Source organism: Variovorax sp. CCNWLW235, assembly GCF_037204085.1.
GTDB lineage: Bacteria > Pseudomonadota > Gammaproteobacteria > Burkholderiales > Burkholderiaceae_C > Variovorax.
Genome location: NZ_JBBCBW010000007.1, coordinates 237,920 through 257,637 on the forward strand (window position 1 = coordinate 237,920; position 19,718 = coordinate 257,637).

At 66.7% G+C, this 19,718-nt stretch carries 15 protein-coding genes; 3 read left to right on the forward strand and 12 right to left on the reverse strand.

Translation table 11 applies throughout. The features are described 5' to 3' along the window. Window positions 1–28: 28 nt before the first annotated feature. Window positions 29–931: a LysR family transcriptional regulator gene (locus V9L21_RS11230; RefSeq protein ID WP_337311846.1), complete on the reverse strand. Its 903-nt coding sequence runs from the start codon at window positions 929–931 to the stop codon at window positions 29–31. A 138-nt stretch (window positions 932–1,069) separates the two neighbouring features. Between V9L21_RS11230 and V9L21_RS11235 the strand changes: the two genes are divergently transcribed. Further along, window positions 1,070–2,083 carry a zinc-dependent alcohol dehydrogenase family protein gene (locus V9L21_RS11235; RefSeq protein WP_337311848.1) on the forward strand — a complete coding sequence of 338 codons (1,014 nt, stop codon included), beginning with the start codon at window positions 1,070–1,072 and terminating at the stop codon, window positions 2,081–2,083. Between the two features lies 1 nt (window position 2,084). Here V9L21_RS11235 and V9L21_RS11240 read toward each other — a convergent pair whose 3' ends face one another. Next, window positions 2,085–3,269 carry an amylo-alpha-1,6-glucosidase gene (locus V9L21_RS11240; protein ID WP_337311850.1) on the reverse strand — a complete coding sequence of 395 codons (1,185 nt, stop codon included), beginning with the start codon at window positions 3,267–3,269 and terminating at the stop codon, window positions 2,085–2,087. Next, window positions 3,256–4,254 carry a GlxA family transcriptional regulator gene (locus V9L21_RS11245; protein WP_337311852.1) on the reverse strand — a complete coding sequence of 333 codons (999 nt, stop codon included), beginning with the start codon at window positions 4,252–4,254 and terminating at the stop codon, window positions 3,256–3,258. The genes V9L21_RS11240 and V9L21_RS11245 overlap by 14 nt, the downstream gene beginning before the upstream one ends. A gap of 41 nt (window positions 4,255–4,295) precedes the next feature. Between V9L21_RS11245 and V9L21_RS11250 the strand changes: the two genes are divergently transcribed. After that, on the forward strand, window positions 4,296–5,435 hold the full coding sequence (locus V9L21_RS11250; RefSeq protein WP_443304682.1) for a DJ-1/PfpI family protein: 1,140 nt from the start codon (window positions 4,296–4,298) through the stop codon (window positions 5,433–5,435). 70 nt (window positions 5,436–5,505) lie between these two features. On the opposite strand, the gene V9L21_RS11255 is transcribed toward V9L21_RS11250, so the two are convergent. The 9 genes from V9L21_RS11255 to V9L21_RS11295 form a co-directional block, all read right to left on the reverse strand. Further along, complete coding sequence (locus V9L21_RS11255) at window positions 5,506–6,681, reverse strand: BMP family ABC transporter substrate-binding protein (protein WP_337311856.1); 1,176 nt, start codon at window positions 6,679–6,681, stop codon at window positions 5,506–5,508. A gap of 50 nt (window positions 6,682–6,731) precedes the next feature. Beyond that, window positions 6,732–7,652 carry an ABC transporter permease gene (locus tag V9L21_RS11260; protein ID WP_258501762.1) on the reverse strand — a complete coding sequence of 307 codons (921 nt, stop codon included), beginning with the start codon at window positions 7,650–7,652 and terminating at the stop codon, window positions 6,732–6,734. 177 nt (window positions 7,653–7,829) lie between these two features. Then, the gene (locus V9L21_RS11265) at window positions 7,830–8,978 is read right to left on the reverse strand and encodes an ABC transporter permease (RefSeq protein ID WP_337311858.1); all 1,149 of its coding nucleotides are present in this window, start codon (window positions 8,976–8,978) and stop codon (window positions 7,830–7,832) included. Continuing rightward, window positions 8,971–10,500 (reverse strand): ABC transporter ATP-binding protein, encoded by a 1,530-nt coding sequence (locus V9L21_RS11270; protein ID WP_337311860.1) that lies wholly within the window; start codon window positions 10,498–10,500, stop codon window positions 8,971–8,973. The genes V9L21_RS11265 and V9L21_RS11270 overlap by 8 nt, the downstream gene beginning before the upstream one ends. A 102-nt stretch (window positions 10,501–10,602) precedes the next feature. After that, the gene (locus V9L21_RS11275; RefSeq protein WP_443304684.1) at window positions 10,603–11,886 is read right to left on the reverse strand and encodes an NCS2 family permease; all 1,284 of its coding nucleotides are present in this window, start codon (window positions 11,884–11,886) and stop codon (window positions 10,603–10,605) included. Window positions 11,887–12,062: 176 nt separating this feature from the next. Then, window positions 12,063–13,046, reverse strand: a complete 984-nt coding sequence (locus V9L21_RS11280) for a LysR family transcriptional regulator (RefSeq protein ID WP_258501765.1) — start codon at window positions 13,044–13,046, stop codon at window positions 12,063–12,065. A gap of 127 nt (window positions 13,047–13,173) precedes the next feature. Then, window positions 13,174–15,624 (reverse strand): xanthine dehydrogenase molybdopterin binding subunit, encoded by a 2,451-nt coding sequence (xdhB, locus tag V9L21_RS11285; RefSeq protein WP_337311866.1) that lies wholly within the window; start codon window positions 15,622–15,624, stop codon window positions 13,174–13,176. A 2-nt stretch (window positions 15,625–15,626) separates the two neighbouring features. Continuing rightward, on the reverse strand, window positions 15,627–17,240 hold the full coding sequence (gene xdhA / locus V9L21_RS11290; RefSeq protein ID WP_337311868.1) for a xanthine dehydrogenase small subunit: 1,614 nt from the start codon (window positions 17,238–17,240) through the stop codon (window positions 15,627–15,629). Between the two features lie 200 nt (window positions 17,241–17,440). Beyond that, window positions 17,441–18,346, reverse strand: a complete 906-nt coding sequence (locus tag V9L21_RS11295; RefSeq protein WP_443304674.1) for a LysR family transcriptional regulator — start codon at window positions 18,344–18,346, stop codon at window positions 17,441–17,443. Between the two features lie 129 nt (window positions 18,347–18,475). On the opposite strand from V9L21_RS11295, the gene V9L21_RS11300 reads away from it, so the two are divergent. Beyond that, the gene (locus tag V9L21_RS11300) at window positions 18,476–19,678 is read left to right on the forward strand and encodes a PQQ-dependent sugar dehydrogenase (protein ID WP_337311872.1); all 1,203 of its coding nucleotides are present in this window, start codon (window positions 18,476–18,478) and stop codon (window positions 19,676–19,678) included. Window positions 19,679–19,718: the final 40 nt, after the last annotated feature.

The following is a 19,718-nucleotide window of genomic DNA, read 5'->3' on the forward strand; positions in this document are numbered from 1 at the left end:
GTTTGGCGCCGATCATATCGGCGCTGCTTCAATCGCCAAAGGCGCGCAGCATCGCCTTGCGCAACCAGGCCTCCGCCGGGTCTTTGTCGGTTACGGCGCGCCACGCCAGCTTGATCTGGTAGCTCGGGCTTTCGAACGGCAAAGCCTCGTAGCGAAGCCCGCCTTGCGCCGACAGCGCCTGCGCCACGTGCTCGGGCACCGTGGCCAGCAGCTCGGTGCCGGCCAAAACCGCGGGCAGGCTGCCGAACTGCGGCACAGAAAAGGCCACATCGCGCTGCCTGCCGATCTCGCTCAGTGTTTCGTCGACGGTGCCGCAGAGGTCACCTGCGTAGGTCACGAGCACATGCCGCCGGCGGCAGTAGTCGTCGAGCGTGAGCTTTCCGGCGCCGGTGTCGGCGCGCAGCAGTGCGAAACGCGCCGTGCGAACCTTGCGGACCTTCGCGCCCGCAGGCAGGTCTTTCAGGAAGCTCATCACCGCGCTGACCTGCCCGTCGTCCAGATGCTGCGCAGCGTTGCGATAGCAGACCGTGAGCGTGACCAGCCTGGCGCGCGGCGCCTCGGCACCGAGCGCGCGAAGCAGCCGCGGCAGCATCGCGATCTGCAGGTCGTCCGTCAGGCCGATGCGAAACACCGGCGCGGCGCGCTCGGGCTCGAATTCCGCCTGCGCGCGCAGCGTCGCCTCGATCTGCTCGAGTGCCGGCCCGAGACCCTGCATCAGCGCCAGCGCGCGCTCGGTCGGCTCCATCACCCGTCCCTGGCGCACCAGCAGCGGATCGCCCGTGAGCTCGCGCAGCCGCCCAAGCGCGTGGCTCACCGCGGGCTGCCCCAGGTTGAGGCGCTCGGCGGCGCGGCTCACGTGCCGCTCGCGCATGAGTGCCGCCAGAACGGTGAGCAGGTTTAGGTCGATTCGGCTGAGTTCGATAGGTTTCATGCAGGCGCGTTGGAGCTATCGATTGCGTGCATACCGAATATCGTATGAATCAATTTCCTTGATTGTCTTGGGGCCACTAGATTGGCGTGGTCGGTTGCCCAGTGTTGCAACCCTCGTTCTTTCAAGGAGTGTTTTTGTATGAGCAAGATGGTTCGCTTCCACGAGTTCGGCGGTGCCGAGGTGCTGAAGATCGAGCAGGTGGCTACGCCCTCGCCCGGTGCCGGCGAGGTGCGCATCGCGGTGCAGGCCATCGGCCTGAACTGGGCCGATGCGCTGTGGCGGCAGAACTTGTACATCGAAGACGCGACCCTGCCGGCCGGCCTGGGCAACGAGGCGGCCGGCACCATCGACGCGGTCGGCGCGGGTGTCAGCGGCTTCTCCATCGGCGACCGGGTTGCGGTTCTGCCCGGTGCCAACCAGGGCCGCTACCCTACCTATGGCGAGAGCATCCTGTTCCCCGCCACCCACGTGGTCCGCTACCCTGAAAGGCTCTCCCCCGCGCAAGCCGCCGGCGCCTACATGGCCTACCTGACGGGCTACTTTCCGATGTTCGAGATGGCGCGGCTACAGCGCGGGCAAACGATGCTCGTCACAGGCGCCTCGTCGGGCACGGGCATTGCGGCGCTGCAGATGGCGCGTGCGGCCGGCATCGTTGCCATTGCAACCACCCGCACGGCGGCCAAGCGACAGGCGCTCTTCGATGCGGGCGCGACGCATGTGGTGGTCACGCAAGACGAAGACGTGGTCGAACGCGTGCTGGCGCTCACCGGCGGGCGCGGCGTCGACCTGGTGTACGACGGCGTGGGCGGTGCGCAGCTCGAGCGGCTCGGCGGCGTGGTCGCGCAGCGCGGTTGGTATGTGCTGTACGGACTCTCCGGCGGCGCGGAGCTCAGGTATCCGGTTCTTGCGCAGTTTCGCAAGAGCTGGCGCTTCCACGTCTACACAGTGCTGGAGTTCATCGGCTCACCCACCATGGGCCTGCCGCGCGACGAGGATGCGTTCAGCCGCGGGCTGGGCTTCGTCAACGGGGGCTTGGCCAGCGGCGCCTTGCAGATGCGCATCGACCGCAGCTTTGCGCTCGACGATGTGGTGCAGGCCCACCAGTACCTCGAACGCGCGGGCCACATCGGCAAGATCGTTCTCACGGTTTGAGCTACCAGGCCGCCTCGCCGTCCTGAAGGGCACGCTGCGCAAGCAGGAAGGTGGCGGCGTTCCAGCTCTGGCCCGCCATTCCCATCGGCACCAGCGTGCGGCCATGGAACCACTCGGTAAACCGCCAGTCGCCGAGCTCGTTCACGTGCGCAAGGCGCGCGAGTTCGGGCCAGGCCAGATCGTGCAGGCCCATGCGCGCGAGCGCCATCACCCAGAAGCCGCCGACGAACGGCCAGATGCCGCCGTTGTGATACTGGTGCACCACGTTCTGTTGATGGCGCGCCATGTACGGCCGCCACAGCGCATGCTCGCGCGTGAGCGGATGCAGCACCACGCGCACGGGGTAAGGTTCTGCAGCGCGCGCGGCCACGATGGTCTTGACGATGCGGCGCGCCATGGAAGCGTCGGCCAGCCCGCTCTGTATGGCCAGCACGTTGCCGAACACATCGCCCTCGTTGCCCACGAATGAAAGATTGACGAAGCTGAGATACAGGCCCGGGTCGTCCCGGCCGCGTCGCGCGTAATGGCGAAGCAAGCGTGCGCGGTGGTATTCGGGCAGGTCTTGCTGGAACGGATTGAACAGGTGGTTGAAGTGGTGCTCGGTGGCCTCGGCGCGGTCCAGCGCGAAGCGGCGCTTCACGTCGTACCAGAGCGCGTTGGTGTACAGCACATAGCCCGAGCGGGGCATGATGTCGGCCCAGTCGCTGGCCTCGTTCTGCTGCAGCAGCCTGAAGTGCTGGTGCTCCTGCGCCAGCAGCCAGCCGATGGCGCGCTCCACCTCGCCGCTCCAATGCGAGGCACCGACCTGGCCATGGCGGCGCACATGGTCCACCGCAATCAGCCACCACAGCGTGGCATCGATGCAGCCCAGGTACCAGAAGTCGGCGTCGAGGCCTTCGGGGTCGACGTACTTGGGAATCTGCCCGTTGGCGGCCTGCTGCGCCGCGAGCGCATCGAGGCTGGCGACGGCGCCCTTCTCCAGCGCGGGCACGCCGCTGCCGCACATTGCCATCACGCAAATGGCGGCGTCGCGCCCGAAGATGCGCGTGTAGCGCCGCGCCACCGCCGCCTCCGTGGGGCTGGCGGCCAGGATGCCGTGCGGCGTCAGGTTGCGTTCCAGGAGCTGGATGGAAGCTTGGGCGCAGTTGTCGATCAATGCGAGGGTGCTGGCGTCAAGTTTGGTCATGGGTTCGATAGGCTTGCGGCGTCAGGCCGTGCTGCCGCGCGAAGGCGCGCTGCAGTGCATCCACCGATCCGAAGCCGCTGAGGCTCGCGATCCGGTCTTGCGGCCACTGCGTCTGACGCAGCAGTTGCGCGGCGGCTGCCACGCGAATCTGTTCAACAAAGCGCGCCGGCGTGCGGCCGGTCTCGGCCGCAAAGGCGCGCGCGAAATTTCTCGGGCTCATCTGCACACGCTCGGCCAGCGCCTCCACCGACAGATCGTCCTGCGGATGCGTGCCGATCCAAGCCACCAGTTCGCGCAGCCGATGGCTCGCCGAGGCCTGCGCCTGCAGCGCCTGGCTCAGCTGCGGCTGCTCGGCGCCGCGCAGCATGGGCAGCGCCAGCGTGCGGGCGATCTCCATCGACACGGCATGGCCGAGGTCGTCTTCGACCAGCGCGAGCGCAAGCTCGATGCCGGTGGTGACGCCGGCCGATGTCCACACCGGCCCGTCATGCACGTAGATGCGTTCGCGCTGCACCCGCACCTGCGGCCACAGCGCCTGCAGCTGGTCGCAGGCGCGCCAGTGCGTGGTGGCCTCGCGGCCGTCGAGCAGGCCGGCCGCGGCGAGCGCAAACGCCCCGCTGCATACGCTGGCAATGCGGCGTACGCCGGGCGCAACTTCCGCAAGCCATGCGCCGATGCGCTGCTCCACGATGGCCGCGCGCACGCCCGGTTCGTCGCCACCTGCGACGACGAGCGTATCGATGACGGCGGGCAATTGCCGCAGGTTGCAGGTTCCGGCAAAGCTCAGGCCGCCGTTCGTCAGCACGTTGCCGCCCGATGGCGACGCGATGTGCAAGCGATAGCTGCCAGGGCGCAGCAGCTCGGCCTTGCTGAACACGCTTGCGGGGCCGGCGACGTCGATGGCCTCGACACCGTCGAACGCGACAAGCACCACATCGCTGGCAGAAACCGCGGCTTCTTCGTCCTTGTGGGTCAGGGTCTGCATTCGTAGTCTCAGGGCATCGTCACGTCGACAAGGGTATGGCCATGTGGAGATGGGTTGGGGCGCTGATCGGAGCAAGTATTGCAGCCTTTGCGCTGGCAGGCTGCAGCGGGAGCGCGACACCGCTGCCACCCCCTCCTACCGATGCGGCCCGCAGCGAGCGCGAGAAGCAGGCCTTTGTCGAGGCCCTCGAGCCCCGCCGTGCCGGCAGGCCCGTGGTGGCCGTGCTCGCACTGAACGAAGGCACCGAAATGACCGACCTGCTGCTGCCGCATGCGGTGCTCAGGCGTGCCGATGTGGCCGAGGTGCGCATCGTGGCCCCGCGCGCCGGGCGGGTGAGCCTGTATCCCGCACTGGAGATCGACGGCGCGCAGGACTTTGCGGGCTTCGACCGGCAGAACCCGTCGGGCGCCGACTACGTGATCGTGCCCGCGATGATCACCGAGGGCGACCCCGCCGTTTCCGCTTGGCTGAAGCAGCAGTCAGCACTGGGTGCACGCGTGATCGGCGTCTGCTCCGGCGCGCTGGTGGTCGGCCGCGCCGGCCTGCTCGACGGGCGGCGCTTTGCGGGCCACTGGTACGACCGCGGCACGCTGCAGAAGCGCCACCCGGGCGCCACCTACGTGCCGCACCAGCGCTACGTGGTGGACCGCGGCGTTGCCACGACCACGGGCATCACCGCCTCGGTGCCGACCATGCTCGCACTGGTCGAAGCCATCGGCGGGCCCGAAAAGGCAAAGGCGCTCGCCGTCGAGCTGGGCGTGGCCTCCTGGAGCCCCGGGCACGACAGCACGCCGTTCTATCTTGACGCAGGCCGCAGAGCCGACTTCCTGCTGAACAAGGCCGCGTTCTGGCGCCAGCAGCGGCGCAGCATCGAGGTGCGCAATGGCAGCGACGACATCGCCCTGGCGCTGGTGGCCGATGCCTGGTCGCGCAGCGGGCGCGCCAGCGTCGAGGCGGTGTCGGCTTCAGGGCCGGTGACGCTGCGCAGCGGGCTGGAGCTCATTGCGCAGCCCTCCGGCAAGGGGAAAGCGCCGCCCCTTCCGCTCTCGGCAACGCTCAAGCCCGTGCAGCAACTGGACCGCACGCTGTGCGAGATTGGCGAGCGTTACGGCGCATCGCGGCGCGACTGGGTCATGCTCGAGATGGAATATCCCGGCCCGTTGAGCGGTTGCCCGAGCTGATCTTCAGCCGCGCAAAAACAAAAAGGGCCGCCCGGAGGCGACCCTTTTCTGAATGCAAGGCTCGAAGCGATTACTTCTTGTCGCCGCCCGGCACCTTGCCTTCCACGCCCTTGACGTAGAAGTTCACGCCCGAGAGAAACTTGTCGTCGGCCACTGCGTCCTTGGCGACCACTTCCTTGCCGTCCTGGCCGAGGATCGGGCCCTTCCAGATCACGAAGCTGCCGTCCTTCAGGCCCTTCTTCACCTCTTCGACCTTGGTCTTGATGTCGGCCGGCACGTCTTCGGCGATGGAGACGATGTCGATGGCGCCTTCCTTCACGCCCCACCAGCTTTGGCCGGTGGCCCACTTGCCGTCGAGCGCGTCTTGCGTGGCCTTGATGTAGTACGGAGCCCAGTTGATGGTGGCAGAGGCCAGGTGGGCCTTGGGGCCGTAGGCGGTCATGTCCGAATCCCAGCCGAAGGCGCGCTTGCCTTTTTCCTGTGCGGTCTTGAGCACGGCCGGCGAGTCGGTGTTCTGGAACAGCACGTCGGCACCGCCGTTGATGAGGGCCGTAGCGGCTTCGGTTTCCTTGGGCGGGCTGAACCATTCGTTCACCCACACCACCTTGGTGGTGATCTTCGGGTTGACCGACTGCGCGCCGAGCGTAAAGCTGTTGATGTTGCGCAGCACCTCGGGAATCGGCACCGAGCCCACCACGCCGAGCGTGTTGCTCTTGGTCATGGCACCGGCAATCACGCCGGCCATGTAGGCGCCTTCATACGTGCGGCTGTCGTAGGTGCGCATGTTCTCGGCGGTCTTGTAGCCGGTGGCATGCTCGAACTTCACTTCCTTGCTGTCGGCGGCCACCTTGAGCATGGGCTCCATGTAGCCGAAGGTGGTGCCGAAGATCAGCTTGTTGCCTTGGCCGACCATGTCGCGGAACACGCGCTCGGCGTCGGCGCCTTCGGGCACGCTCTCGACGAAGGTGGTCTTGATCTTGTCGCCGAATTCCTTCTCGAGCGCCTTGCGGCCGTTGTCGTGCGCGAAGGTCCAGCCGCCGTCTCCCACCGGACCGATGTATGCGAATGCGATGTTGAGCGGCGCGGCCGGTGCCGGTGCGGCGGCAGCAGGCGCCGGGGCGGGCGCGGGGGCCGCGGCCGGTGGCGCCGCCTCTTCTTTCTTGCCGCAGCCGATCAGGGCTGCCGAAGCCACCGCGGTGAGGGCGGCGAGCTTGAGCAGGGAAGAGCGCTTGTTCAGATCATTCATTGTCGGAAATCCTCAAAAAAGGACAGGTTGGCGGAAAACGAAAAACGAGATTATGAGCCGGGGTAGAACGGCTTTCCGATGGATGCCGGCATGTTGATGCGAATGAACGCCGGGTTGCGCGAAATCAGCGCCAGCACGACGATGGGCGCGATGTATTGCAGCATGCTGAGGAACTGCGGCGGCACATCGACCCCGCTGCTCTGCAGGTGAAAACCCAGCATCGAGACACCGCCGAAGAGGTAGGCGCCCAGCAGCACGCGAATGGGCCGCCAGGTGGCAAAAGTGGTGAGCGCCAGTGCAATCCAGCCGCGGCCCGCGACCATGCCCTCGACCCAGAGCGGCGTGTAGACGGTCGAGAGGTAAGCGCCCGCCAGACCGCACAGCGCGCCGCCCGCAATCACCGCCATGAAGCGGATGCGCCGCACGGGGTAGCCGAGCGCATGCGCCGATTCGGGCGACTCGCCCACCGAGCGCAGCACCAGGCCGGCGCGGGTGCGGTACAGGAACCAGATCAGGCCGAAGGTCAGCACCACGGCAAAGTACACCATGGGGTGGTGCCGGAACAGCGCGGGTCCGACGAGCGGAATGTCGCTGAGCACCGGTACGGCGTAAGACACGCTTTCAGGCAGCTTGGCCTGCACGAAGTTGATGCCCACGAAGGCGGAGAAGCCGACGCCGAAGAGGCTGAGCGCAAGCCCGGTGGCGTACTGGTTGGTGTTGAGCCAGATCACCAGCACGCCGAAGAAGGCCGCGAGCAATGCGCCGGCCGCCATGCCCGCCAGGAAACCCAGCCAGGGGTTGTGCGTGATGACGACCGTCGCAAAGCCGGCGATGGCGGCGCAGAGCATCATGCCTTCGGCGCCCAGGTTGACGATGCCGGCTTTCTCGTTGATCAAAAGGCCCAGTGCGGCGATGGCAAGTACGGTGCCGGCGCTGAGGGTGGAACCCAGCAGGAGTGCGTAGCTGTCCATTTTTCAGTTGCTCCGGCGTGGGGTGCTTGTTTGGTGTTGCTGTTCAGGGCGGGTGCAAAGGCCACCGGGTACTCCCCTCCGCGAATGTCCCCCGCCTTCGGCTCCTCCTTTATTTCGCTGCGCGGAGCACCCGATGCCCTGTGCACTGGGGCACGCTGCTGGTGTTCGGCGGTTCATTCAGAGCGCTCCTTCGGTCGACCGCGCGGCCGGGGCAGTCAACGGCGTGCTGACTTGCAGCGAGCTCGTCGTGTGGGTGGCGACGGCCTTGGCGGCTGCCTTGCGGCGGATGCGGTAGGCGATGAGCGTGTCGCAGGCCAGCAGCGTGAAGAGCAGCAAACCCTGGAACACACCGGTCAGCGACTTGGGCAGGCCCAGGCGCGACTGCGCGAGCTCGCCGCCGATGTAGAACATGCTCATGAGGATGGCCGAGAACACCATGCCCACCGGGTGCAGCCGGCCGACGAAGGCCACGATGATGGCCGCGAAGCCGTAGCCGGCCGGCACGTAGGGCGTGAGCTGGCCGAGCGGGCCGGCCACCTCGAGCGCACCGGCCAGGCCTGCTGCGCCGCCCGAGGTCAGCAGCGCGATCCAGATTGCGCGCCGCGCCGAGAAGCCTGCATAACGCGCGGCCGCCGGGGCGAGCCCGCCGACCTGCTGCGCGAAACCCGCGCGCGTTCGGAACAGGAACACCCACAAGGCGCCCACGCCGAGCAGCGCGATGATCAACCCGATGCTCACACGCGAACCCTTGAAGAGCCGCGGAATCTGCGTCACGGCCTCGAAGGTTTTCGATTGCGGAAAGTTGTAGCCCTGCGGATCTTTCCAGGGGCCGAAGACCATGTAGCCGAGCAGCAGCGTGGCCACATACACCAGCATCAGGCTCACGAGGATCTCGTTGGCGTTGAACTTGTCGCGCAAGAACGCCACGATGCCGGCCCACACCATGCCGCCAAGGGTGCCCGCAACAAGAATGGCCACCACGATCCATGAGCCGGTGGTCTTGTCGGCCATGAGCGCAACGCCGCCCGCGGCAATGGCGCCGAACACGAACTGGCCCTCTGCGCCGATGTTCCACACATTGGAGCGAAAGCACACGGCCAGGCCGAGCGCGATGATGAGCAGCGGCGTGGCTTTGATCGTGAGCTCGCCGATGGCGTAGCCGCTTTTGATGGGTTCGTAGAAGAACACCAGCAGGCCCTTGACCGGGTCTTTGCCCAGCGCGGCGAACAGCGCCACGCCGATGAGCACGGTGATCAGCAGCGCCAGGATCGGCGAGGCAAAGGTCCAGAAGCGCGAAAGCTCCGGGCGAGGTTCGAGCTTAAGCATGGGCCGCCTCCTTGTTGTTGTTCTTCTTATCCCAAAGGCCGCTCATCCACTCGCCGATCTGCGGCAGCGTGGCGGCGGCGCGGTCGATCGAGGGCGACAGCCGGCCCTTGGCAATCACGTGCAGCCGGTCGCTGATGTCGAACAGCTCGTCGAGTTCTTCGCTCACCACCAGCACGGCGCAGCCTGCATCGCGCAGCGCAAGAATTTCGCTGCGAATGAGTGCGGCGGCGCCCACGTCCACGCCCCAGGTCGGCTGCGCGACGATGAAAAGCTTGGGGTTGGCGTCGATCTCGCGGCCGACGATGAACTTCTGCAGGTTGCCGCCCGAGAGCGACCGCGCCGCGGCATTCGGTCCGCCGGCCTTCACATTGAAGCGCTCGATGATGCCGCGGGCATGTTTTTCGAGCGCCGAGGTGCGGATCCAGCCGCCCTTGCCCACCGCATTGCCGCGCGTGAGCAGGAGGTTGTGCGCAAGGCCGAGCGTGGGCACCGCGCCGCGGCCCAACCGTTCTTCCGGCACAAAGTGCAGGCCGAGCGCGCGCCGCGCGCGTGGCCGCAGTCGTCCGGCGGGCTTGTCGAACACCCGCACCATCGCGGCCTCGGCACGCACGTCTTCGCCCGAGAGCGCGTAGAGCAGTTCTTTCTGGCCGTTGCCGGACACGCCCGCAATACCGACCACCTCGCCGGCGCGCACGTCGAACGAAATGCCGTCGAGGTCGACGCCGAACTGGTCTTCACGCGCAAGAGAAAGCCTGTCGACATGCAGCGCCACCGCACCCGCATGCACCGGTCGGTGCTTGAGCGGCGGCGGCTCGGCGCCGATCATCAGCCGCGAGAGCGACTCGTTGCTTTCGTTCTGCGGATTGCACACGCCGGTGACCTTGCCGCCGCGCAGCACCGTGCACGCCGTGCACAGCTCGCGAATTTCGTGCAGCTTGTGGCTGATGTAGAGGATGCTGCAGCCTTCGGAGGCCAGCTTGTTGAGCACCGTGAAGAGCTTGATGACCGCCTGCGGCGTGAGCACCGAGGTCGGCTCGTCCAGGATGAGCAGCTTGGGGTTGGTGAGCAGCGCGCGGATGATCTCCACCCGTTGCATCTCGCCTACCGAGAGCGTGTGCACCGGGCGCGAAGGATCGATGTCGAGCCCGTATTCGCTCGCCTTGGCCGTGATGCTGCGGGCCACCTCGGCCAGCTGCAGAGACTTGTCCAGGCCCAGCCACACGTTTTCGGCCACGGTGAGCGTGTCGAACAGGCTGAAGTGCTGGAACACCATGCTGATGCCCAGCGCCCTTGCCTGCTGCGGGTTGCGCAGGTTGACGGCCTGGCCGTCGAAGACCACCGTGCCTTCGTCGGGCTTGACCGAGCCGTAGATGATCTTCATCAACGTCGACTTGCCGGCGCCGTTTTCGCCGAGCACTGCATGGATTTCGCCGGGCGCCACGGCCAGCGAGATGTCGCTGTTCGCCACCACCGCGGGGTAGCGCTTGGTGATGTTCGCGAGCTGGAGTCTGGGGGTTGTCATGCCGGGTTTCGTGGGTTTGTCTCGTTCAACAGCAACAAGCGGAAAACATAGCTACAAGTTTAATAGCGTCCCCGCAACCATCGGCGCCCGACGGCGCTTTGCTCAGTGTCCGCCGATGTAGGCGAACTTGAACAGGAAAATTGCTGCGATCACCCAGACCATCGCATGCACTTCCCGTGCCCGGCCGGTGAAGAGCTTGAGCACGGCGTAGGTGATGAAGCCAAAGGCCAGGCCGTTGGCAATCGAGTAGGTAAAAGGCATGGCCAGCGCGGTCACCGCCGCCGGAATCACCTCGGTGGTGTCTTCCCAGTCGAGCTCGACCAGGTCGCGCAGCATCAGGCAGCCCACGAACAGCAGCGCCGGTGCGGTGGCGTAGGCCGGCACCGAGCCCGCGAGCGGCGAGATCATGAGGCAAGCGAGGAACAGCCCCGCCACCACCACGGCCGTGAGGCCGGTGCGGCCACCCGCCTGCACGCCGGCCGCGCTTTCCACATAGGCCGTGGTGCTCGAGGTACCGAGCAGCGAGCCCGCGAAGATGGCGCCGCTGTCGGCCAGGAGCGCCTTGTTCATGCGCTCCATCTTGCCGGGCACCAAGAGGCCGGCGCGCTTGGCCACGCCCATCAGCGTGCCGGTGGCGTCGAACATCTCGACCAGAAAGAACACCAGCACCACGTTCAAAATGCCGCCCTTCAGTGCGCCAAGGATGTCCAGCTGCATGAAGGTGGGCGCAATGGACGGCGGCGCATCGAACACGCCGTGGAACTTGTTGCCGCCGAAGAAGAACGACAGCACCGTCACCAGCAGGATGCCGATCAATATGGCACCGCGCACCTTGAGCCGGTCGAGCGCCACAATCACCAGGAAGCCCAGCGTGGCCAACACCACCGGCGCCGAATGCAGGTCGCCCAACGTGACGAAGGTGGCCGGCGAGGCAGCGACCACGCCCGCGCTCTTGAGCGCGATGAGCGCGAGGAACATGCCGATGCCCACGGTGATCGCCGTTCGAAGCGACTGCGGTATGCCCTGTATGAACAGCTCCCGCAATCCGGTGACCGTGACAATGAGGAACAGGCAGCCCGAGATGAACACCGCGCCCAACGCCACCTGCCATGTGTAGCCCACGCCCAGCACCACCACGTAGGCAAAGTAGGCGTTCAGCCCCATGCCTGGCGCCATGGCAATCGGGTAGTTGGCATACAGGCCCATGATCAGCGTGCCCAGCGCCGCGATCAGGCAGGTGGCCACGAACACCGCGCCCTTGGGCATGCCCGCGTCGCCGAGGATCGACGGGTTCACGAAGATGATGTAGGCCATCGTCAGGAAGGTGGTGAGCCCTGCGATGACTTCGGTGCGCACAGTGGTGTTGTGCTCGGTGAGCTTGAACATGCGTTCAAGCAAGCCCGCATTCCGCGGCGCGGTGCGCGCGGCTGTCCCCGAGGCGTGGGGATCGGTGACCTTGGGCACCTCTTCAAACCTGTTCATGTCGCTTGTCTCCAGCTGTTGTATTTGGCGGTTCGTTCATCGTCGCCCCGGCCGCGACGCCGGCGCGGCCGAAGGATTCGTCAGGGCGGGTCGGGAGCCTCCGCTGCGACGGCCCGCTGGGCCTGGGTGGTGAAGGCGGGCCGCAGCGAGGCCGCCACGTCCTTGATGCATTCGCGCAGCCAGCGCGCGGAACTCGACGAATGGGTGCGCTCGTGCCAGAGCTGGTAGTACATGAGGCGCGGCAGCGCCACCGGGCAATCGAGAATCTTCACCGGCAGCCGTGCGGCAAAGCGCTCGCAATACTGGCGGCCGGTGGTGAGCACCAGGAGGCTCGAGGCCACCATGTCCGGAATGAGGCTGAAGTGCGCGCAGCGCGCCGTGATGTTGCGCTGCCTGCCCAGCTCGTCGAGCATCTGGTCGATGATGCCGCGCCCGCCCGGGTGCATGGGCGTGGGCGCGATGTGCTCGGCCGCGAGCCAGGTCTCCAGGTCCCAGCCGCGGCGCACGGCCGGATGGTCCTGGTTGACCAGCGACACCACCTCGTCGCCGAAGAGCCGGGCCATGTGCAGGTCTTCGGGCGGCTTGAGCCAGTTGCCGATGACCAGGTCGACCTGGCCGAGGGCCAGGTGGCCGTGGTAGTCCGAATCGGGCGTGAGCGCATGGATCTCGATCTGGCACAGCGGCGCCTCGCGCTTCACGTGCGCCACCAGCATCGGCAGGAACAGCGGGTCCATGTAGTCGCTGGCCGCAATGCGGAAGGTGGTCGCCGCCGATTGCGGCTCGAAGCCGCGCGCATCGGAGAACAGCATTTCGGCGGCACGCAGAATGCTGGCCGCGGGCTCGATCATGCGCAGCCCCGCATCGGTCGGCACCATGCCCGAGCCCGAGCGCACCAGCAGCGGGTCGCCCGAGAGTTCGCGCAGGCGCTTCAGCGCGGCCGAAACGGCCGGCTGGTACATGCCCAGGCGAATGGCGGCGCGCGAAACGCTGCGGTCGGTCAGCACGGTGTGCAGCACCCGTATGAGGTGCAAATCGATCTTGTCGAACAAGGCCTGGTCACGCATGCCGTCCTCCCTGCGCAGCGGGCTGCAGCCACGGCCCGGAAAAACCGGTTCCGCGGTGGTTCGCGAAGAGGACGAGGGCGTGGGGCATTGGAAGGACTTTGGACATGCGCCAAAGTCTACGAGTGGGCTATGCGGACTGGACGGCCGTGATGGCGCGAAGAATCGATTCGCTCGTGGCCGGCGCCTTCAGCGGCGGATCGACCCTGTGGCCGCCCGCGGCGGACACCGCGTCGCGGATGGCGAAGAACACCGAGAACGGCAGCAGCAGCGGCGGTTCGCCCACGGCCTTGCTGCGGTGGATGGAGTCCTCGAAGTTCTGGCCTTCGAACAGGCGCACGTTGAAGATGGGCGGGCAGTCGTTGGCCGTCGGAATCTTGTAGGTGCTGGGCGCGTGCGTGGTGAGCTTGCCACTTTGCGGATGCCACACCAGCTCTTCGGTGGTGAGCCAGCCCATGCCCTGGATGAACGCGCCTTCGACCTGGCCGATGTCCACGGCCGGGTTCAGCGACTTGCCCGCGTCGTGCAGGATGTCGGCGCGCAAGAGCTTCCACTCGCCGGTGAGCGTGTCGACGACCACCTCGCTCACCGCCGCGCCATAGGCGTAGTAGTAGAACGGGCGGCCCTGCATCTTTTCCTTGTCCCAGCTGAGGCCGGGGGTGGCATAGAAGCCGTCGGACCACAGCTGCTTGCGGTCGAGATACGCCTCGCCCACCACGGTGCTGAAGGCCAGCGTGCGGCCGTTGACTTCGACCTTGTCGTTGGCAAAACGCACCTCGCCCGGCTTGCCACCATGGCGTTCGGCCGCGCTTTGCGCAAGCCGCTCGCGGATCTGACGCGCCGCATCTTGCGCGGCCTTGCCGTTCAGGTCGGCGCCGGTCGATGCGGCGGTGGCCGAGGTGTTGGCCACCTTGGTGGTGTCGGTTGCGGTCACGCGCACGCGCTCGAAGCTCACGCCCAGCTCGTGCGCCACCACCTGCGCCACCTTGGTGTTGAGGCCCTGCCCCATCTCGGTTCCGCCGTGGTTCACGAGAATGGAGCCATCGGTGTACACATGCACCAGTGCGCCGGCCTGGTTGAAATGCTTCACGTTGAACGAAATGCCGAACTTGAGCGGCGCAAGCGCAAGACCGCGCTTGAGCACCACGCTCTTCTGGTTGAACGCGGCGATCTCCTCGCGCCGGGCGCGGTAGTCGCTGCTGGTTTCGAGCTCGGCCACCAGTTCGTGCACGATGTTGTCGGTCACCGTCTGCCGGTAAGGCGTGACGTTGTTCTCCGCCTTGCCGTAGAAGTTGACGCGCCGCACGTCGAGCGGGTCGCGCTTCAGCTCGCGCGCCACGGAGTCGAGGATGTTCTCGACGGCAATGGCGCCCTGCGGCCCGCCAAAGCCACGAAATGCCGTGTTGCTCTGCGTGTTGGTCTTGCCCGAATAGCCGTGCATCGCCACGTTGGGCAGCCAGTAGGCGTTGTCGAAGTGGCAGAGCGCCCGTGTCATCACGGGGCCCGAAAGATCGGCCGAGTGGCCGGCCCGCGAGACCATGGTGATCTCCGCGCCGAGGATGCGTCCGTCGTCGTCATAGCCCACGTCGTACTCGTACCAGAAGCAGTGGCGGCGGCCGGTGATCATGAAGTCGTCGTCGCGGTCGAGCCTGAGCTTGACCGGGCGGCGCAGCTTGCTGGCCGCCACCGCGGCCACGCAGGCGAACAGCGCCGATTGCGACTCCTTGCCGCCGAAGCCGCCGCCCATGCGCCGGCATTCGACATGCACCTCGTTCGACTGCAGGTGCAGCGCATGCGCCACCAGGTGCTGCATCTCGCTCGGGTGCTGCGTGGAGCAATGAATGTGCAGCGCGCCGCCCTCTTTCGGAATGGCGTAGCTGATCTGGCCTTCGAGGTAGAACTGTTCCTGCCCGCCCACGTCGAGCGTGGCCTTGTGGCGGTGCGGCGCGGCGGCAATGGCAGCGCGCACCGCCGCCTCGTCGCCTTCGTTGGCGCTGCCGCCGCTGCGCACGATGTGCATTGGCGGCACCACATACTGGCCGCGGGCGTGCGCATCCTGCGGCGTGAGCACGGGCGGCTCCGCCTCGAGTGCGATGGCGTCTTTCGCCTTTGCGGCGGCACGGCGCGCGGCATCGCGGCTTTCCGCAATCACCGCGAACACCGGCTGGCCCAGGTAGCGGATCTGGCCGCCGTCCTTCAGCGAAAGCAGTATCGGGTCGTCGTGCACGATCGAGCCGCAGTCGTTGGTGCCCGGAATGTCGTCGGCCGTCAGCACCGACACCACGCCCGGCATAGCGCGGATGGCGTCGAGCGACAGCGCCGTCACCCGGCCGTTGGCTGCGGGCGAGAGGCCCAGCGCGCAATGCAGCGTGCCCGCAATCTCGGGAATGTCGTCGATGTAGGTGGCTTCGCCGGCCACGTGCAGGTGCGCCGATTCGTGCGGGCGGCTGATGCCGACACGCGCGCCGAGTTCGTGCGCCACCGCCTCGGCCGCAGGGTCGATGCGCGCGGCGGTGTTCTTCAGGTAGTCGGCAAAGGGCTCGGCGGGCTGCAGCAGGCGGGCGTCGATGGGCTTGTTCATGGTCAGACTCCTTCCGCCGCGGCCTTGGCCGAGGCATGGGGCATCACGCTCCAGACGCTGGTCTCTTCGAGCGAGAGTGCGTCGTCGGCGCGGGTTTCGAGCCAGAGGCGCTGGATGAGGTTCTGCGCCACCTGCAGCCGGTAGTCGGCCGATGCGCGCATGTCCGACAGCGGCTTGAAGTCTTGCGCAAGCGCAAGCTTGGCGGTGTTCACGCTGGCCTGCGTCCAGGGCTTGCCCACGAGTGCGGCCTCGGCCTGGGCGGCGCGCTTCACCGTGGCGGCCATCCCGCCGAAAGCCAGGCGCACGGCCTTCACCGTGTCGCTGCCCTCTTCCAGCTCCACCGCAAAACCGGCGCACAGCGCGGAAATGTCGCAGTCGAAGCGCTTGCTGATCTTGTAGGCGCGCACCTGGCGGTGCATGGCCGCGAGCGGAACCGCGAGGCCCTGCACAAACTCGCCCGGCTGCAGCTGGTTCTTCATGTAGTCGATATAAAAATCGGGCAGCGGCATGCGGCGCACCACATCGCCGCGGCGCAGCTCGATCTCTGCGTCGAGCGACATCAGCACCGGCGGCGAATCGCCGATGGGCGAGCCGTTGGCCACGTTGCCACCCATGGTGCCGGCATGGCGGATGGGCGGCGAGGCAAAGCGCAGCCACACGTCCTGCAGGCTGGGCACGCGCTGCACCAGGGCTTCGAATGCCGATTCGAGCGATGCGCCGGCGCCGATGTAGACCTCCTCGGCACGGGCTTCGACGATCTTCATTTCGGCCACGTCGCCCACGTAGATGATGTCGCCCAGGTCGCGAAACTGCTTGTTGACCCAGAGGCCGACGTCGGTGGAGCCCGAGAGCAGCTGCGCACCCGGTTTCTGCACGCGCAGCGCCGCCAACTGCGCGAGCGTTCTGGGCGCGTGAAAGTGGTCGATGCGGGCGCCGAGCGGCGCGGCGTAGTCGAGGCCCTCTCCCTGCAGGTTTCCCTGCAGCGCCGCGAGCGCGGCCACCACCGGCTGCGCGTCGAGCCGCACCGGCGGCAGGTCGAACATGCGTTGGCCGGCGTCGAGAATCGGCCGGTAGCCGGTGCAGCGGCACAGGTTGCCCGAAAGCTCGTCGGCCAACTGCTGGCGGGTGGGCTGGGTGCCCTCGGCCTGGTGGTGCTCGTAGGCGGACCACAGCGACATCACGAACCCCGGAGTGCAAAAGCCGCACTGCGAGCCATGGCAATCGACCATGGCCTGCTGCACCGGGTGCAGGCGGTGCACGGGGTGCGGGCGCTTGTCTTGCGCCTTCACTTCGGTCTCGCCTGCCGCATGGGTCTGGCACTGGTCCTTGAGGTCTTCGACCGTGAAAAGCGCCTTGCCGTGCAAGGTGGGCAAGAACTGGATGCAGGCGTTGACCGTTTGCAGCTTCAGGCCGCCGGCCTCGGCCAGCTCGCCGATGACCACGGTACAGGCACCGCAGTCGCCTTCGTTGCAGCCTTCCTTGGTGCCGGTGCAGTGCGCATCCTCGCGCAGCCAGTCGAGCACGGAGCGCGTGGGGTGGACGCCGCTGACGTCGACGATTTTTCCACGGTGGAAAAACCGGATGGGTTGGATCTTGTTGCTGCTCTCGGTGCTCATGCTCTTCGTGCTCGTGGGCGGCTCGTTTCGGCCAAGCGTTGACGTTAGCGGCTTGCGCCGCCGGGTACATACCGCAGCGCCCATATTGCGTATGTGGGGGGCGGTATGCAAGCTACGGGGAAACCCTTGAGCCTGTGAGCAATTCCTAGGCCATACCGGGCCATACCGGGCCATTTCAGGCGGGCCGCCGCCTTTTTGCGTCAGGCGCCGTCCGAAAACAGCCCCGCGATCACCTGCCGAAGCCAGCGGTTGGCCGGATCGGCCTCGAAGCGCTTGCTCCAATGCAGCGAAACCGTGAAGTCGCGCAGTGGAAAAGCCGGCTCCACGATGGCGTAGCCGCCGTCTTCTGCAAAACCGCGCGCAATGTTGCGCGGCATTACCACGGCCAGATCGGTGGCGCGCACGATGGCCGGCAGCACCATGAAGTGCTCGGTGGTCAGGCGTACACGTTCCTCCAGGTTGAGCAGCTGCAAGATGCGCAGCGTTTCCGCATGCGTGCGCACCGCCACGTATTCAAGCGTTTGCAGCGCCTCGATGAGCGCCTGGCTGTTGCGCCGCCCGCGCGCAAACGGATGGCCCTTGCGCAGCAGCACGATGTAGCGGTCTTTCAGCAGGTGCTTGCGCTGCGTGTCGCGCACCTTGGGCAAGAAGCCGAAGGCAAAGTCGATGCGGCCGCTGTCGAGCGCGGGCGCTATTTCAGTGGGCGCCAGCGGCAGGGTCTCCACGCGCACGCCGGGCGCCAGCTCGCCAAGCCGCGCCATGAGCGAAGGCAGAAAACGGCCTTCGCCGATGTCGCTCATGTGAATGCGAAAGGTCTTGCGCGAGGCCTGCGGCTCGAAGCGGCCGGGCTCCTGCAGCGCTTCTTCGAGCGTGTTGAGCGCGGCCTGCACCGCAACGGCCAGCCGGTCGGCGCGGGGCGTGGGCGCAACCCCGCCGGGCGCGCGCGTGAAGAGCGCATCTTTCAGCAGCAGTCGCAGGCGGCCAAGGCCGTGGCTCGCGGCGGGCTGCGTAAGGCCCAGCTCTTCGGCGGCGCGGCTCACGCTGCGGGCGCGATAGACCGCATCGAACAGGCGCAGCAGGTTGAGGTCTATCGTTTGTATATGCATGGCATGCATATTACTTAGCTCGATTATTTTATTGAAGACCCGGCGCAGGGCTCGCACACTGGCCGCCGTTGCCGATCGGCCCAAGGGCCGGCGAGCACGAAGAGCCCACCCACGAGAAGGAGACAAGACATGGCCAGACTGCGTCCGCATGCGGCAATTGCCGCCGCCCTGCTTTGCGTTGCCACCACCGCCGCGTGGGCCCAGCAGCCTCCGGCCGAAGAGCCGGGCTGGGCCAAGGGGCGCCCCAAGACGGAGGCAGCCACGCGCATGGCGCCCGTCCCATCCTTCCCCATTCCGACCGCGGTGGACCAACTGCCCACCGCCAAGTTCAAGCTGCCGCCGGGCTTCAAGGTGGAGACCTGGGCCTCGGGCGTGCTGGATGCGCGGTCGCTGCGCCAGGGCGACAAGGGCACGGTGTTCGTGAGCACGCTCTTCGTGGGCAACAAGGTCTATGCCATTGCCGAGAAGGGCGACCGCAAGCCCAAGACCATCGTCGACAAGACCGAGTTCGCCACCGGCATCGAATACCACAAGGGCGCGCTGTACCTTGCCACGCACAAGCAGATCGTTCGCTACGACGGCATCGAGGACAAGCTCGACAACCCCGGCACGCCGGCGGTGCTCAACGACAAGCTGCCCGGTGGGCAAGACCACAGCTGGCGCTACCTGCGCGTGCGCGACAACAAGCTGTACTACGCAGTGGGTGCGCCCTGCAACATCTGCGATCCCGACGAGGCGCATGCGCGCATCTTTCGCATGAACCTGGACGGAAGCGGCATCGAGACGGTGGCGCGCGGCGTGCGCAACACGGTGGGCTTCGACTTCGATCCGAAGACCGGCAATCTCTGGTTTACCGACAACGGGCGCGACTGGCTCAGCGAAGACCTGCCGAACGACGAACTGAACGTGGTGACCGCGCCCAACCAGCACTTCGGCTATCCGTATTGCCACCAGGGCAACATTGCCGACCCCGAATTCGGCTGGGGCAAGAACTGCGGCGAGTTCACCAAACCCGCCGCGCTGCTCGGTGCGCATGCCGCCGGCCTGGGCCTCACGTTCTATAACGGGAAGATGTTCCCGAGCAAGTACCGCGGCGCGATGTTCATTGCACGCCATGGCCCATGGAACCGCACCACCAAGTACGCGGACATTGCCGTGGCATGGCCGGACGGCAAGGGCGGCGCGAAGGTCGAGCCGTTCATGACGGGCTTCGTCGAGAACAACAACTACCTCGGCCGGCCGGTGGACTTCCTGGTGCTGAAGGACGGCTCCATGCTCGTGAGCGATGACCACGCGGGTGCCATCTACCGCATCAGCTACAGCGGCCGATGAGCAGGGGTTTCGTTCTTGCGGCTTTCATGCAGGCAGGCGT

Excerpts from the sequence above, each read along its gene's own strand:
- V9L21_RS11265 (WP_337311858.1), bottom strand. The coding sequence starts at position 8,978 with ATGCTTAAGCTCGAACCTCGCCCGGAGCTTTCGCGCTTCTGGACCTTT.
- V9L21_RS11250 (WP_443304682.1), top strand. The coding sequence starts at position 4,296 with ATGTGGAGATGGGTTGGGGCGCTGATCGGAGCAAGTATTGCAGCCTTT.
- V9L21_RS11300 (WP_337311872.1), top strand. The coding sequence starts at position 18,476 with ATGGCCAGACTGCGTCCGCATGCGGCAATTGCCGCCGCCCTGCTTTGC.
- V9L21_RS11230 (WP_337311846.1), bottom strand. The coding sequence starts at position 931 with ATGAAACCTATCGAACTCAGCCGAATCGACCTAAACCTGCTCACCGTT.
- V9L21_RS11295 (WP_443304674.1), bottom strand. The coding sequence starts at position 18,346 with ATGCATATACAAACGATAGACCTCAACCTGCTGCGCCTGTTCGATGCG.
- V9L21_RS11275 (WP_443304684.1), bottom strand. The coding sequence starts at position 11,886 with ATGTTCAAGCTCACCGAGCACAACACCACTGTGCGCACCGAAGTCATC.
- V9L21_RS11280 (WP_258501765.1), bottom strand. The coding sequence starts at position 13,046 with ATGCGTGACCAGGCCTTGTTCGACAAGATCGATTTGCACCTCATACGG.
- V9L21_RS11270 (WP_337311860.1), bottom strand. The coding sequence starts at position 10,500 with ATGACAACCCCCAGACTCCAGCTCGCGAACATCACCAAGCGCTACCCC.
- V9L21_RS11240 (WP_337311850.1), bottom strand. The coding sequence starts at position 3,269 with ATGACCAAACTTGACGCCAGCACCCTCGCATTGATCGACAACTGCGCC.
- V9L21_RS11260 (WP_258501762.1), bottom strand. The coding sequence starts at position 7,652 with ATGGACAGCTACGCACTCCTGCTGGGTTCCACCCTCAGCGCCGGCACC.
- xdhB (WP_337311866.1), bottom strand. The coding sequence starts at position 15,624 with ATGAACAAGCCCATCGACGCCCGCCTGCTGCAGCCCGCCGAGCCCTTT.
- V9L21_RS11255 (WP_337311856.1), bottom strand. The coding sequence starts at position 6,681 with ATGAATGATCTGAACAAGCGCTCTTCCCTGCTCAAGCTCGCCGCCCTC.
- xdhA (WP_337311868.1), bottom strand. The coding sequence starts at position 17,240 with ATGAGCACCGAGAGCAGCAACAAGATCCAACCCATCCGGTTTTTCCAC.
- V9L21_RS11245 (WP_337311852.1), bottom strand. The coding sequence starts at position 4,254 with ATGCAGACCCTGACCCACAAGGACGAAGAAGCCGCGGTTTCTGCCAGC.
- V9L21_RS11235 (WP_337311848.1), top strand. The coding sequence starts at position 1,070 with ATGAGCAAGATGGTTCGCTTCCACGAGTTCGGCGGTGCCGAGGTGCTG.